Here is a 13703-nt window from a genome sequence, read left to right as displayed (position 1 = left end):
CTTATTTCTCGATTTCTTGCAAGCCAATCAGTTCGCGCATGATGTTGTCGGCAAGGCCTATACCGCCGGATTTGGCGATGGTATCGGCATAGGTTTCTGTCATCAGGCCTCGATAGGTTTCTTCGGCAAAGCCTCCGTTAAATGCATCTTCATCACCAATTCCTTCAAACATACCAGACAGCATCTGATTGATGAAAATGCCTTCGAATTGTTCTGCGACCTGGCGGGCCTTTTCTTTGGGAGTGAGCGCTTGTGATTGTTGGCCGAGGCCTAGAGAAAAAGGGGAGGCTGCTAGAGTGGTCATTACATCACCTCGATTTCTGCTTGCAGCGCGCCTGCGGCTTTGATGGCCTGGAGAATGGAAATCATATCACGTGGCCCAACACCCAATGCGTTGAGACCGCCCACCAGTTCGCGTAGGGGTACGCTGCCTTCCAGTAATGCCAATTTCTGGTCTTCGCCGGTAGAAACGTCAACGTTGGTGCGCGGTACTGTTGTCGTCTGGCCGTTCGCCAAAGGGTTCGGTTGAGAAACCTGTGGGGTTTCAGCGACAGTGATTGTCAGGTTGCCCTGTGCAATGGCGACGGTGCTGACTCGAACCTCTTGTCCCATAACAATGATTCCGGTTGTCTCATCAATAATGATTTTGGCTGGGAGGTCCGGTTCGACGGTCAATTGTTCGATGTCAGTCAGGAGATCAACTATGTTACCATTGAAATTGCGAGGGAGTGTCAACCGGACGCCCGTCGGATTCAAAGGTTCGGCTACAGGTTCTCCAATCAGATCGTTGATGCTTTGTGCCATGCGACGTGCTGTTGTCAGATCAGGATTACGTAAGGAGAGGCGTAGGCTGGACATGGACGCCAGCTTGAACGGCAATTCACGTTCCACAAGAGCTCCGTTGGCAATCCGGCCAGAAGTCGGTACGCCCTGGACGATCTTGGCGGCCTCGCCTTCTGCGGCAAAGCCTCCAATAGCAATAGGGCCTTGGGCAATTGCGTAAGCTTCTCCGTCTGCGCCCATCAATGGCGTTACAAGCAAGGTGCCGCCTTGTAGGCTTTTGGCGTCGCCAAGAGCACTGATATTGACGTCAATGCGTGAACCCTGAACAGTAAAAGCCGGTAAATTGGAAGTCACCATCACTGCAGCGACATTTTTTGTATTCAGATTGGCGCCAGTGGTATTCACACCCATGCGTTCCAACATGGCTTGCAAGCTTTGCTTGGTGAAAGGGGCGCTGTTGAGACTGTCACCAGTGCCGTTCAAACCCACCACGAGACCGTAGCCAATCAATTGGTTGTCACGAATGCCCTCGAAGTTGGCGATATCCTTGATGCGAGAGGCGGCAATGGATGGTGCTGCCGTCAGAACGATCTGGCTGGTTGCGATGATCGTTGCTGCAAACAAGGATAGGAACTTTTGGAACATGTCCATTAACCTTTGTAAATACCAAGGGTACTATCAGTGCATCGTTGCACTACTCGGATATCAAATTGCAATTCCTGTGCCAATGAGTACTCGTTGTATGAATTTTCATTATCTTATTGATTAATATTCTTTTTACTGATTTTAGACGAACTTTTCTCAAGACGTTTTTTTACTCGGCAGGTAGATTTTGCCGGGTATATTAACGCCCTGTTAACCGAATAAGTTAATCTTTTCCTTAAGGAAGCCAAGAGCCGTGCCTGATGTCGGAAGAATGAGATCTGCGACTGCTTTTGATGGGAAAGGGTGCAAGATGCGTATTAATGGGCCAACTGGACCAAATGGTGTTTCTGGTAACAGGGGAGCCAAGCGCAGCTCCGCCAGTGGCAGTTCTTTCAGGGTTCCGACTGAGAGTTCAGGCGCAGGGTCGACTGCACCAACCAGTCAGACGAGTTCTGTTCAGGATGTGAGTGCCTTACTGGCATTGCAGTCGGTCGATGACGCTTTGACCGGACGTCGTCGTAAAGCAGTCCGGCGTGGCAACAAGATGCTTGACTTGCTGGATGATCTGCGACTTGGCTTGCTGGGTGGAACTTTGCCAGCGCATGTATTGCATCAATTGGAAGGGCTTTCCGCTCAGATTGAAAGCTCCGGTGATGAACGAATCGACGCTGTGCTGGCCGAAATTGAGTTGCGGGCGCAAGTGGAGCTTGCCAAACTGGCTCATCAACAATAAGGAAATTGCAGCGCTTTTTCCGCTTGGTTACGCAATATTTCGTATAATTTACTGAATTTCTAGTCTCATACAGGCATTTTTTATAGATTGTATTGTTTGTGAAGCGATCAGGCTCTATATAGTCTGCGTCTTTAAAAGAAATAGGGGTAACCCATGTCTGTCGAGATCGATGATAACTATCGTCCCTCGGAAGGTGAGCCCTTCATGAACGAACGGCAGGTAGAGTATTTTAAGCGCAAGCTTCATCGCTGGCGTGACGATATTTTGCGGGAAAGCCGTGAGACATTGCAACACCTTCAGAACGAAAATACCAACCATCCGGATTTGGTGGATCGCGCATCCTCTGAAACGGATCGGGCGATTGAGTTGCGTGCGCGAGATCGCCAACGCAAGCTTATTTCCAAGATTGATGCTGCTTTGAAACGGATTGAGGATGGCTCTTACGGATATTGTGAAGATACCGGTGAGCCAATTTCTCTCAAACGTTTGGACGCTCGTCCAACTGCGACCTTGTCTATCGAGGCGCAGGAGCGGCATGAGCGGCGGGAAAAAGTGTATCGAGACGACTGATCGCTGTCGTCCGGACCGGGTGTCTGGAACGGCGATTAAGTTTGGGTCGGCCCACTTTTGACCGCGCGAAGAAATAAAGAAAGGGCGCAAATCCGGGAGCAGGATTTGCGCCCTTTCTTTGTGGTCCAATCAACGGGGAGCAGATTGGCAGTGTGGGCCAAATTTGGGAGCATGGCCCGGCTCGACGAACAAAAGGGGAGCGTTCGCCGAGTGTTAAGCGATGGGTGGTTATCCATGCTTAAATCAGGAGATGGAGACGTCTACGGTTTGAGCCTCTTGGAGTTTGTTCTTTTGGGGAGGCGGGTCGTAACGTTGAACCCGCCTGCTTCAGGCTTCGTTTCGCTTTGCCTTAGAATGGTAGCAAGACGTCAAGGACCTGCTGGCCATAGCGCGGTTGTTGCACATCGGTGATCTGGCCGCGGCCACCATAGGCAATACGTGCTTCTGCGATCTTGTCCGATGTGATCGTGTTATTGGCGGAGATATCCGCGGGTCTTACGATGCCTGCAACAAGAAGTTCACGCACTTCGAAATTGACACGGATTTCCTGACGCCCTTCGATGACCAAATTGCCATTTGGCAAAACTTGCAGAACGACTGCTGCTACGGTTGTCGTGATGTCTTCGGAGCGATCCACCTCACCGCTACCTTCGGAGGCAGAGGCGGAGGTAGCTGCGGCAATATTGGTCGGATCGCCGTTACCAGTGATTTCACGAGGGATGAAATTGCTCCAGGCATGTGCCCCCAAGCTTCCACCCAAGCCAAGGTTATCCTTGTTGTTTCTGCTGCGTTTTGTGGTGTTGCCAATTTTCGCCTTGTCAGTGATTTTTACCTCGACAGTAAGCAGATCACCGATCTGATTGGCACGTTGATCTTTGAAAAAGGCACGGGATCCGTTTTGCCACAAGGAGTTGGGGCTATAGCTTGCCTTGGTTGTCTGGGCCGGCATTGGCATTTGAACAGGGCGATAGCCTTTCTGCGCCGTTGGATTTTCGATTGCAGAAAGGGATGGAGCCTTGCCTATATTCTTCAAACGATCACCAGCGCCGCAGGCGCTTAAGGTTGCGGCGGTCATGCAGAGAAGGAGTGTGCGAGTAATCGAATTCATGATTGTGGCTCCTTCAACGAGGCCAATGTAGTTTGTGGGCTGTCGACCTGAACCAAACCTGGTTCCTTGATGCGAGCTCGGATGATGCGGTTGGTTTGATCGTTTTGTACTGAAATCACGTCACCTTTTGCGCCTGGGCTGAGCGCTGTGCCGTGCATGGTCAGAGTCAGTTTGCCCGCCTTGAACAGGATGGTAACGATATCTGAGCGATTGACTATTTCGGGAATTTTGAACATGGCTCGGGTGGCTATGGATCCCTGGCGTATATTCTGTCGAGCTGCTTTGCCGATCAGTTGATCCAGTTGTGCCATATCTGCATTGCGTGCCCGACGTTTTGGCATTGGGGTCAGGGAAATATCTTCGGCTGCAATGATCTCGCCTCGAGCAAGGGCGCGGGTCGTCATGGGAACCATAATTGTCTCGGTAGCCTGCCCTGTGAAGCGGATTGGTCGTAAATCCTGTCTCCCGCCAACCAATATCCGACCTGAGAAACGGCCACTGGTACGATCAAAGCGTAAGTTGCGAATCTCATATGCAGGCAGGGCATCTATGGCTGCATGTTGATCCGGAATGGATTGATTCAAAATGACTTCAACATCTCCGGATGAGGAGACATATCCCTGGTTGCGCAGACGTGCCAGGAGGTCCTTGGTGACTTGCTGTTCTGTCACGCGCTGCGAGGTGTGGTGGACGCGGACAACGGAGACGTTGTTCTGGTCGATCGCGCCAAGACCGGCTTGGCGGGCGGCAAGAATTACCCGTTCCGCACGGATGGTACCTGTTTGGCCAATGGAAGGGGCGCGAAAGACCGCGCGATTGCCTGATTTTCCAGCGTCCTCAAACAAGTCGTTGAGTGTTACGAGGCTACCAGTTACTTCGATATTGGCCCGAAGCTTGGCTGCGGTCCAGCCCGAAGAGGTGGACAAGCCAATTGCCAAAACCGAGATTGAGAGGAATTTGATCAGTTTCATATCACTCAAGCCTCTATCTCAGATTGGATGTTGCGGAGAGCATTTCGTCCGCTGCTTTGATGATGCGGCTGTTCATCTCGTAGGCGCGTTGAGCTGCGATCAGGTCCGAGATTTCGGCAACGGAGTTTACGTTGGCCATTTCCAAGTGGTTCTGCAGCATGGTTCCGTAGCCAGGGCTGCCGGGGGTGGATACCTGAGCAGGGCCACTGGCAGCCGTTTCCAGAAACAGATTATCGCCATTTGCTTCCAGGCCTGCCTTGTTGACAAAACGGGCGAGAGTTAACTGTCCCAGTATGGTTTGTCCGGTAGCATTGCCTACCTGAACCTGAATTTCTCCCTCCTGATTGATGGAGATGTTCTTGGCATTTTGTGGGAATGTAATCCCGGGAACGACCTGATAGCCTTCTACGGTTACCAATTGGCCCTGAGCATTGATTTCAAAAGAGCCGTCGCGAGTATAGGCGGTGCGACCGTCGGGGGTCTGGATCTGGAAGAAACCTTCTCCACGTATGGCGATATCAAGCTCCTTGCCGGTATTTTCTACTGAGCCCTGGCTCATGACGCGTGCTGTTGCAGCCAGACGAACGCCGGAGCCGATCTGGATGCCGACGGGAGCAGCGGTGCCTGCAGTAGAGGTTGTGGAGCCGGATCGACGTAAATCCTGATATAGCAGATCCTGAAATTCTGCACGCTGGCGTTTGAAGCCAGTTGTGCGCATGTTTGCGACATTGTTGGAAATCACTTCGACATTGCGTTCCTGCGCCAACATGCCGGTTGAAGCGATGTAAAGAGCTCTCATTGTTCCGAACCTTTCTTATTGCTTCAGCTTAGGCGCTGAGTTTGCCGAGTTTTTCAATTGCGCTTTGGCGCAGATCATTTGTACTTTTCTGTGCTTTTGCGAGGGAAGCATAGGCCCGTGTGACTTCGATCATCCGAGAAATTTCGACGACGCCTTTGACATTGGAGCTTTCCACCATGCCCGACATGATATTGGGTGTTTCAACGGGTTGCGGGTTGTTGTGCTTGAAGAGAGAAAACCCTTCTTTGATCATGCCTTTTTGATCTTCGAAGGTTACAACTCTTATCTGGGCAATGTCTCCGCGTTCAGTATTGATGATGCCATCGCGGGAAATATTGATATTGCTGTCTTCATTGGTAAAGGTGATGGGGCCATCCTGCCCGAGAACCGGATACCCATCAGTGGTTACCAGTTGCCCTTCAGCATTGATGTCGAATTCACCATTGCGTGTGTATCGCTCTCCATTCGGAGACTGGATGACAAACCAGGAATCGTCATCGTTGAGGGCCATATTCACCGGATTGCCGGTTTCACGAATATTGCCTGGCGTGAATCTATGGGTGATCGTATCATCGATCACGTATGATAGTTTCTTGTCCAGTGAGCGGAATTCATTCATGCGTGCAGTGGGCATGACATATTCTTCGAACAAGAGATTGTCGGACTTGTAGCCAGCTGTATTGATGTTTGCCAGATTGTTGGCGATCACATCCATCTTGCGGCGCAAGACCATCTGTCTGGACAGACCTATAAGTTGCGAATTCTCCATGAGCGTTAACCACTTTGCTCCCGTGTCATGACGCCGGTGCTCCCCAGCAGGCGTCTTGAGGATTTATTAAGCATAAAGCGTGCCAGTCCGAATTATCTATATATTTCAATGATCGCTTGAGATGTGGATATGGGTATGAGGCAAAAATGGCAGGCTGAAAATACCACGTGGGAAAAGTTTGCCTAGTTTGTGTGGTTAAGGTTTGGAAAGGTTTTGTTAACCATTTGCGCGGTATTTATTAAGAGTGATTAACCAAGTTTTACGATTCGTAAAAATGCGGAAGTTTGATGGCTGAAGACGGCGAAAATGTAGAAGGCGAAGAGGCCGAAGGTGAAGAGGAACAGCAAGGTGGTGGCAAGAAAAAGCTGATCATCATTATTGCTGCTGTTTTGGTCTTGCTGATTGGCGGCGGAGCTGGTGCATATTTTATGTTTTTCAACGAGCCCGCTACGGAGGTGGTGGAGCCTGAGAATGACCCGGATGCAGAGCCCGAAGCAAAAGCTTATTTTCTTGATTTGCCGGAGATGACGGTCAATCTGAGTTCCAAGAACAAAAGGGCTCAGTATTTACGTATCAAGGCGACCTTGGAATTGGTGAGTGAAGAGCAGGCTGCAAAGATTGAGCCGTTCTTGCCGCGCGTTCTGGATGCATTTCAGGTTTACCTGCGCGAATTGCGCACTTCGGATCTGGAAGGATCTGCCGGTTTGTTTCGCTTGAAGCGGGAACTGCAGAAACGGATCAATGATGCGGTATATCCGGTCAAAGTGAATGATATCTTGTTCAAAGAAATTCTGATCCAGTAAATTTGAACTGGTTGGGTGTGAGATGGCTGACGAAGAAGAAGGCGTAGATCTGATGGCGGACTGGGGCGCTGCTCTTGAAGAGCAAGGTGCCGGTAACGCTGATGAGATGGCTGCGCAATGGGCGGCCATGATTGATGAGCCTGCCGAGGGTGAAGGTGAAGCCTCTCGCGGTGCTGATCGAGTTCTCAATCAGGAAGAAATTGATAATCTTCTAGGCTTCAGTCTGGATGATGGCTTTGCGTCTGATCGCTCTGGTGTTCGGGCGTTGATCGATTCCGCCATCGTATCCTATGAACGTCTGCCAATGTTGGAGATTGTGTTTGATCGCCTGGTGCGGATGACCACGACTTCCCTGCGCAATTTCACATCAGACAATGTTGAAGTCTCATTGGACTCCATTACGTCTGTTCGTTTCGGGGATTATCTCAATTCCATCCCTCTTCCAGCCATATTGACTGTCTTCAAAGCTGAGGAATGGGACAATCTAGGTCTGATTACCGTTGATTCCAGCCTGATCTATTCTATCATTGATGTTCTGTTGGGCGGAGGGCGTGGTACATCAGCCATTCGTGTCGAAGGGCGGCCTTATACCACTATCGAGCTGAACCTGGTTCGGCAGATGATTGAAATCGTACTGGAAGATGCCGAGGCTGCATTTGCGCCGCTTTCTCCGGTGAATTTTTCTCTGGAACGACTTGAAACAAATCCACGATTTGCAGCGATCTCCCGTCCGGCCAACGCGGCCATACTTGTGGAACTGCGCATTGATATGGAAGACCGTGGTGGCAAGATCGAGATCATGCTGCCCTATGCCACCATCGAACCCATTCGTGATCTGCTTTTGCAAATGTTCATGGGTGAGAAATTTGGGCGGGATCCTATCTGGGAAGGCCATTTGGCAACTGAGGTCTTCTCCTCTGATGTTGAACTGGATGCTCTTTTGTTTGATCGGGAAATGTCGCTCAATGACGTGATGAAGCTGGATGTGGGCCAGACTTTGTTGCTTGATACCGGGCCAGAAGATCCGGTGAGAGTTCGCTGTGGGGATGTGTTGCTGACCGAGGGCCTTATGGGACAACATGAGGGCAATATTTCGGTTCAGGTCACAAGCAAGCTGACAAAACCAAAAATGACGCTAGCTGCTTTTGAAAAGGCTGTAGAAGGCGGATCCGGGAAGGGTGAGTAAATGTCTGTAGGATTGATGATCGAATTGTTGGTAGCATTCCTGCTGGTTTTGACCATAGGTTATTGTGTTACCCTGAACCGCCGCCTAAAGCGCTTGCGCAATGATGAGGAAGCCCTACGGGCAACCATTGCTGAATTGATTACCGCGACCGAAATTGCCGAGCGTGCGATTTTGGGGTTGAAGGCTACCGCTGGCGAAGCCGACAAAACCTTGGCACATCGTTTGATGGAAGCTGAGCGCCTTTCTTCCGAACTGCAATATTATGTTAGTCAGGGAGATGGCGTTGTTGGTCGCCTTGTTCAGATTTCCGAAGCCGTTCGAAACCCAGCTCCCGCACCAGCGCCTGCACCTGCGCAGATGCCAGTTGCTCAATCCATGCCTCAGGCCGGCATGCTGCCTCCTGAACCTCGCGGTATGCGACCTATGACAAATCCAAGTGCTGCCGAATATTACGGATCCGAACGTGACTATGCTCACCATACGCATGGACGGAATATTGCAGGATATGGCGATCTTGATATCCCGGCAGAGGCACCAATGGTTGACAATGGAGTGGCTCCACGTCGTTTGAAAGATGTTGCTGCGGCGACATCTGAGCGACTCATGGCCATTCGTCAGCGAAGGGGAGTAGCGGCATGAGTCATATTCGTCTTTTACCCGTTTTGTTAGTTGCGGTTGGGGGACTGTTTTTCATCAAAGCGACGCACATCATTGCCAATTATGGCGAAGTTCTCTCTTCCAGTAGTCCTGCTGTGGCGCAAGAGGCGCCTGATGCTGAGGCCAAAGCTGAGGCTGGTTCGGATGCGGGGGCTGAGAAAACTCCCGCCGAGACTGCGGATGCCAAATCGGAGAACCAGGAACCACCTGCCCTTGTTGAAGGTATGAGAGTGGATCCCGGTGGAAGCTCCCGGTCTGAGCTCGCAATTCTTGAACGCCTTGCAAAACGCCGCGATGAATTGGGTAAGCGTGAACAAGAGCTTGAAATGCGAGACGCTCTGCTGAAAGCTGCGGAAAAACGACTGGAGGAGCGCGTGGAGGAGTTGAAAAAACTCGAAAACTCGATCCGCCTTGCAACCCGCAAACGTGATCAGCAGCAACAGGAGGATCTTGGAAAGCTGGTGGCCATGTATCAAAGCATGAAGGCCAAACAGGCCGCCAAGATTTTCGAGGTTTTGGATCAAGATGTTTTGCTTGATATCGTCAAGATCATGAAACCGCGCAAAGTTGCTGCAATCCTTGGACAGATGAATGCGGCTTCTGCGGGATCACTTAGCCTGGCTATCGCAAGAGGCAAGAGCCTGGAAGAACAGGTTAAGAATACGCAGTTGGATAGTCTGCCAAAAATTGGAAATTAGTATTGGCGGTAAACAGCTCGAAAGCTTTTCACTTTAGACTGGATGAAATGAAGATGGAGTGACAGGCTTGAAATTGGCAAATTGTCAATTGTTTTCGGGCTGGAGAGGGATGGAATGCCCCATAAATTGAAGAGCTTGCAGCTGATACATATATTGGATATCAAGCGGTCAAAACCCGCTCTGAAGCGATGGGGGCGTAACCTGAAAATGGTTGGCGCGGGGATTACCATTGTTCTCGGGATGGGGGCTTTCCATTCTCATGCGCAGAATGCTTCTTCCACACTCCCTGTAGAACAGGTCTCTGAAGTCAGCGAATTAAAAGTTATTGCCACCAAGGAAGACGGCTTTGGTCGTGTCATTCTGAAGGTGGTTGGTCGAAACCTGCTGCCGGAATTCTCCATCAAGCAAGACAATTCCATCTTCGTTGTCCGATTTTCCGAACGCCTTTCATCCAGTAGTGTGACGGCACTGCCACGTATTCTATCTGATTACATCTCCATAGCTCGTCTTGATCCGGACGGTAAAGGTATCCGTATTGCTTTCAAGGAAGATGTTCGCATCAATACGATGGAAGCAGGTGAGCAATTGTTTGTCGATTTTCTGCCTAAGGATTGGCAGGGGCTTCCGCCGGCTTTACCGGCAGATGTTGTTGCTGAGCTTGCCAAACGTGCGGAGGAGGCATTGCGGCTGGCCCGCTCGCTGGAGCAAGCGGATACAGGATCGCGTATTCAGCCTGAGTTGGATATCCGAATTGGTGATCATCCGACATTTTCGCGAATTGTGTTTGGCTGGAACATTCCGTTCGACTCCACATTTGAGCGTAAAGGAGAAGAAGTCAGCCTTTTCTTCAATCACAAAACTGATATTGATTTATCCAAGGTGCGTGCATCATTACCGCGTCTTATTCGGGATATGAGATTGGAAAAAGATGGTGGTAAATCCCGCTTTGTATTGACTGTAGCAGGTGGTGCCGATGTCAGGGCATTTCGCGAAGGGAATACTTATATTGTTGATGTGACTGGCGACAGGGCTCTGTTTGATACCGCCAGATCGGAAGACTATATTACCCGGGCCGTTTCAAAGGATGGAGATACCGGCATATTGGTTGCCAAGGGTATGCCGGATCCAAACCAGCCACAAGACCTGAACGGTTTGGGACAAGCTGTTGCCAAAAGCGAGCCGAGTTCAGGGCTTGTTTTGGGGCCAGGACCAAATGGGGAAACAGCGAAATCGGAGCTGTTTTTGCCTGACCAGCAGGTTGAGCCTGCAAGAATGCGGCCCGCCGGTGAAACTGCTGCTCCAACGCTTCCACCTGCGGCATTGGATGTGACCAAGCCAGCATCTCCAGCTATGCCGAATGCAGCTGCTTCCGCTGATAGCCAATCTGGGCAGCAACAGATTATCGGTCAGCAGTCTGGCAATGCCAGCCATGGCAATGCAGAGCGTATGAAGGGAGGTGGGGCCGATCTATCCTCTCAAAGTCTTCTTGTTGAGACCAAGACATTTGGCCGATCTGTTCGGCTGTATTTTCCCTTTTCCGCACCAACTGCTGCTGCCGTCTTCAAGAAGAACGGCGTGATTTGGGCTGTTTTCGATACAATTCTGGAACTTGATGTTTCCAATGTTCGGGCTCAATTGCAACCTATTGCGGACGATGTAGAGGTATGGCGGTCCGGAGATTCTGCCATTTTGCGTATTCCGCTGAAGAATCCCCGTTTGACGACTTTCTCTACCGAAGGGTATGGCTGGCTGCTGACGATTGGTGATCTTGTTGTCGAACCGACCAAACCATTGCATTTGGCCCGAACTGAAATCAGTGGTGGGCGTGCAGCCATGCGAGTACATTTTGAATCTGCTGGCAGGATCATTCGTATGCGTGATCCTGGATCCGGTGAGATCTTGCATGTTGTTACTGGCTTCGGACCAGCGCGCGGGTTTGTAAAGGTTCAACGTCTTGTTGATTTTTCGACACTTGTTTCTGCTCATGGCATTGCTCTTACCGAACATATCGATGATTTGCAGGTTTTGCGTGATGAAGACTTTGTCTATATCAGCTCAAATCGTGGTTTGACCCTGTCATCGGTAGGTGCCAATAAAAAGGCGGATTTGTCGGGGCTGGTTGATACCGATAGTGCAATTCGGGAAACCTTTCTTGGACTGAAGGAATTGCAGGCAAAGACACCTGTTATTTTTTCCAAGCAGAGACAGGGTCTGGAACGTAAGCTCAGTAAGTTTGATGATTTGATGGCGGTACAGACCGAACTTGCATTATCGAAATTGCTTGTTGCAAATGGCTACGCTTTTGAAGCACTCGGGCATCTCCAAATCATGGAAAAATCTGCACCGGAATTTGCACGTGGCAAGGGATTTCGTACTTTGTTCGCTGCAACGGAAGTCTTTGCGGGGCGGCCTGATGAGGCTTTTCGACGTCTGAACCACCCCGAGTTCGAGTCTGATCCCGATGCTTCGGTGTGGCTGGCGTTGGCAGCGGCGAGAAGTGGCCGCTGGCGTGAAGCAGAGGAGGCGTTGCCGAGAGCTCTTTCCGTCGCTGGTGACTATAGTGATAAGGTTCGGCAAATGCTGTTGCTGGATAGTGTAGAGGTTTCTGTGCTGGATCAGCAATTCACGAAGGCGACGGCAGAACTGGCAGAAGTGAATCCAGCTTATCTCGATCAGGAAGGCATTGCTCGCTATAATCTTCTACGTGGTAAGATTGCTGTGGCACGTAATCAGACAAGTGAGGCGCATGATGCGTTCCGAGCAGCGATTGACACAAAATATCTACCTATCGCGAATGATGCTTGGCTGCAGGATGTGAAGCTTAGCTATCAGAACAATGAGATTGATAATGAGAAGGCAATTGATGAACTTGCAGGTTTGACTACGATCTGGCGTGGTGACGATGTTGAATTGGAAGCTCTGCGTGCGTTGGCTCATCTCTATGTGGAGAAGGGAGAATATCGTAATGCATTTGAGACTTCCAAGGCTGCAGCCAGTTCTGATGCTGCATCTGATGTCTCTCGCTTGCTTCAGGATGAGATGAATGGGGTCTTCACATCTCTTTTCCTGGATGGCAAGGCCAATGAGTTACCAGCTATCAAGGCTTTGTCACTCTATTATGATTTTCGTGAGATGACCCCGGTCGGGCGCCGGGGTGACGAAATGGTACGGCATTTGGCGGACAAGCTGGTTGAAGTGGATTTGCTCGACCGTGCTGCAGAGCTTTTGAGCCATCAGGTTGAAAACCGTCTCAAAGGAGCTGCCCGTTCCCAGATTGCAGCTGATCTGGCCGTGGTCTATCTTTTGGACAGCAAACCCAATCTGGCGCTGGATTCATTGCGCCGAACCCGCCAGTCGCAATTGCCTCGTTCACTGGAGCGTCAGCGCCGTCTGGTTGAAGCCAAGGCGTTGGCTGAACTCAATAAAGTTACACTGGCTCTTGATCTTCTCAAACCATTGGACGGACAGGATGTTGAGCAATTGAAGGCAGATATCTTGTGGCGTGCCAAGCGTTGGCAGGAGACGGGCGAACAGATCGAACTGATGCTTGGAGATCGCTGGGTAGGGAATAGCGATCTGGACAAACAGGAACAGACCAATGTATTGCGGGCAGCGGTTGCCTATTCATTGGCTGATGATCAACTTGGAATTGATCGTCTTCGCAAAAAATTTGCACAGAAAATGTCCAAGACGTCCGTTGCGGGTGCCTTTGATGTTGTGAGCTTGCCCATTGAGCGAGGTGGCACACAATTCAAGGCGATTGCACAACAGATTGCCGGCATTGATACCATGGAGCGTTTTCTGGATGAATATCGTAGTCGTTATTTGAAAAAGCCAGAAAATGCGGCTCAAAGCTCAGAGGCTGCGGGTGATGATGCTCAGACACGGCCCGCCTCCGATACAGCCCCTGCTGATCAAGCTGGACAAGGTAATGGTCCCAATGAAGCCTAGGCTCTTTGCCTGGGCTTTTTTGTTGCCGAG

The 13703-nt window shown here is 50.6% G+C and carries 13 protein-coding genes; 7 read left to right on the top strand and 6 right to left on the bottom strand.

Annotated features, from left to right (window positions below):
- Window position 1: 1 nt before the first annotated feature.
- A complete protein-coding gene (locus CRO57_RS09125) occupies window positions 2-304 on the bottom strand; it encodes a rod-binding protein (RefSeq protein WP_097152942.1) in 303 nt (100 codons plus the stop codon).
- A complete protein-coding gene (locus CRO57_RS09120; RefSeq protein WP_097153311.1) occupies window positions 304-1428 on the bottom strand; it encodes a flagellar basal body P-ring protein FlgI in 1125 nt (374 codons plus the stop codon). Before CRO57_RS09120 ends, CRO57_RS09125 begins: the two co-directional genes overlap by 1 nt.
- A gap of 310 nt (window positions 1429-1738) precedes the next feature.
- On the opposite strand from CRO57_RS09120, the gene CRO57_RS09115 reads away from it, so the two are divergent.
- Window positions 1739-2161: a flagellar assembly protein FliX gene (locus tag CRO57_RS09115; protein ID WP_170955999.1), complete on the top strand. Its 423-nt coding sequence runs from the start codon at window positions 1739-1741 to the stop codon at window positions 2159-2161.
- Window positions 2162-2314: 153 nt separating this feature from the next.
- A complete protein-coding gene (gene dksA, locus CRO57_RS09110; protein ID WP_097152940.1) occupies window positions 2315-2731 on the top strand; it encodes an RNA polymerase-binding protein DksA in 417 nt (138 codons plus the stop codon).
- Between the two features lie 349 nt (window positions 2732-3080).
- Here the strand turns inward: dksA and flgH are convergent, their stop codons facing one another.
- Genes flgH through flgF form a run of 4 tightly spaced genes read right to left on the bottom strand, consistent with a single transcriptional unit; the run spans window position 3081 to window position 6378 of the window.
- Window positions 3081-3839: a flagellar basal body L-ring protein FlgH gene (gene flgH / locus CRO57_RS09105; RefSeq protein WP_097152939.1), complete on the bottom strand. Its 759-nt coding sequence runs from the start codon at window positions 3837-3839 to the stop codon at window positions 3081-3083.
- Window positions 3836-4810: a flagellar basal body P-ring formation chaperone FlgA gene (flgA, locus tag CRO57_RS09100; protein ID WP_097152938.1), complete on the bottom strand. Its 975-nt coding sequence runs from the start codon at window positions 4808-4810 to the stop codon at window positions 3836-3838. The genes flgH and flgA overlap by 4 nt, the downstream gene beginning before the upstream one ends.
- A gap of 13 nt (window positions 4811-4823) precedes the next feature.
- On the bottom strand, window positions 4824-5609 hold the full coding sequence (gene flgG, locus CRO57_RS09095) for a flagellar basal-body rod protein FlgG (RefSeq protein ID WP_097152937.1): 786 nt from the start codon (window positions 5607-5609) through the stop codon (window positions 4824-4826).
- Window positions 5610-5637: 28 nt separating this feature from the next.
- On the bottom strand, window positions 5638-6378 hold the full coding sequence (gene flgF / locus CRO57_RS09090; RefSeq protein ID WP_097152936.1) for a flagellar basal-body rod protein FlgF: 741 nt from the start codon (window positions 6376-6378) through the stop codon (window positions 5638-5640).
- Between the two features lie 287 nt (window positions 6379-6665).
- On the opposite strand from flgF, the gene CRO57_RS09085 reads away from it, so the two are divergent.
- The 5 genes from CRO57_RS09085 to CRO57_RS09065 all read left to right on the top strand — a co-directional run bounded on the left by CRO57_RS09085 (window position 6666) and on the right by CRO57_RS09065 (window position 13673).
- On the top strand, window positions 6666-7181 hold the full coding sequence (locus CRO57_RS09085) for a flagellar basal body-associated FliL family protein (protein ID WP_097152935.1): 516 nt from the start codon (window positions 6666-6668) through the stop codon (window positions 7179-7181).
- A gap of 7 nt (window positions 7182-7188) precedes the next feature.
- Window positions 7189-8367, top strand: coding sequence for a flagellar motor switch protein FliM (gene fliM / locus CRO57_RS09080; protein WP_425291276.1), 1179 nt, complete (start codon window positions 7189-7191; stop codon window positions 8365-8367).
- Complete coding sequence (locus tag CRO57_RS09075) at window positions 8368-9006, top strand: DUF6468 domain-containing protein (RefSeq protein WP_097152933.1); 639 nt, start codon at window positions 8368-8370, stop codon at window positions 9004-9006. It begins immediately after the preceding gene.
- Window positions 9003-9722, top strand: coding sequence for a MotE family protein (locus CRO57_RS09070; protein ID WP_097152932.1), 720 nt, complete (start codon window positions 9003-9005; stop codon window positions 9720-9722). The genes CRO57_RS09075 and CRO57_RS09070 overlap by 4 nt, the downstream gene beginning before the upstream one ends.
- A 114-nt stretch (window positions 9723-9836) precedes the next feature.
- On the top strand, window positions 9837-13673 hold the full coding sequence (locus tag CRO57_RS09065) for a tetratricopeptide repeat protein (protein WP_097152931.1): 3837 nt from the start codon (window positions 9837-9839) through the stop codon (window positions 13671-13673).
- Window positions 13674-13703 lie beyond the last annotated feature (30 nt).

The organism is Cohaesibacter gelatinilyticus (assembly GCF_900215605.1).
In the GTDB taxonomy this organism is placed as follows: Bacteria; Pseudomonadota; Alphaproteobacteria; order Rhizobiales; family Cohaesibacteraceae; genus Cohaesibacter; species Cohaesibacter gelatinilyticus.
This window is presented reverse-complemented; position numbering and strand designations above follow the sequence as displayed.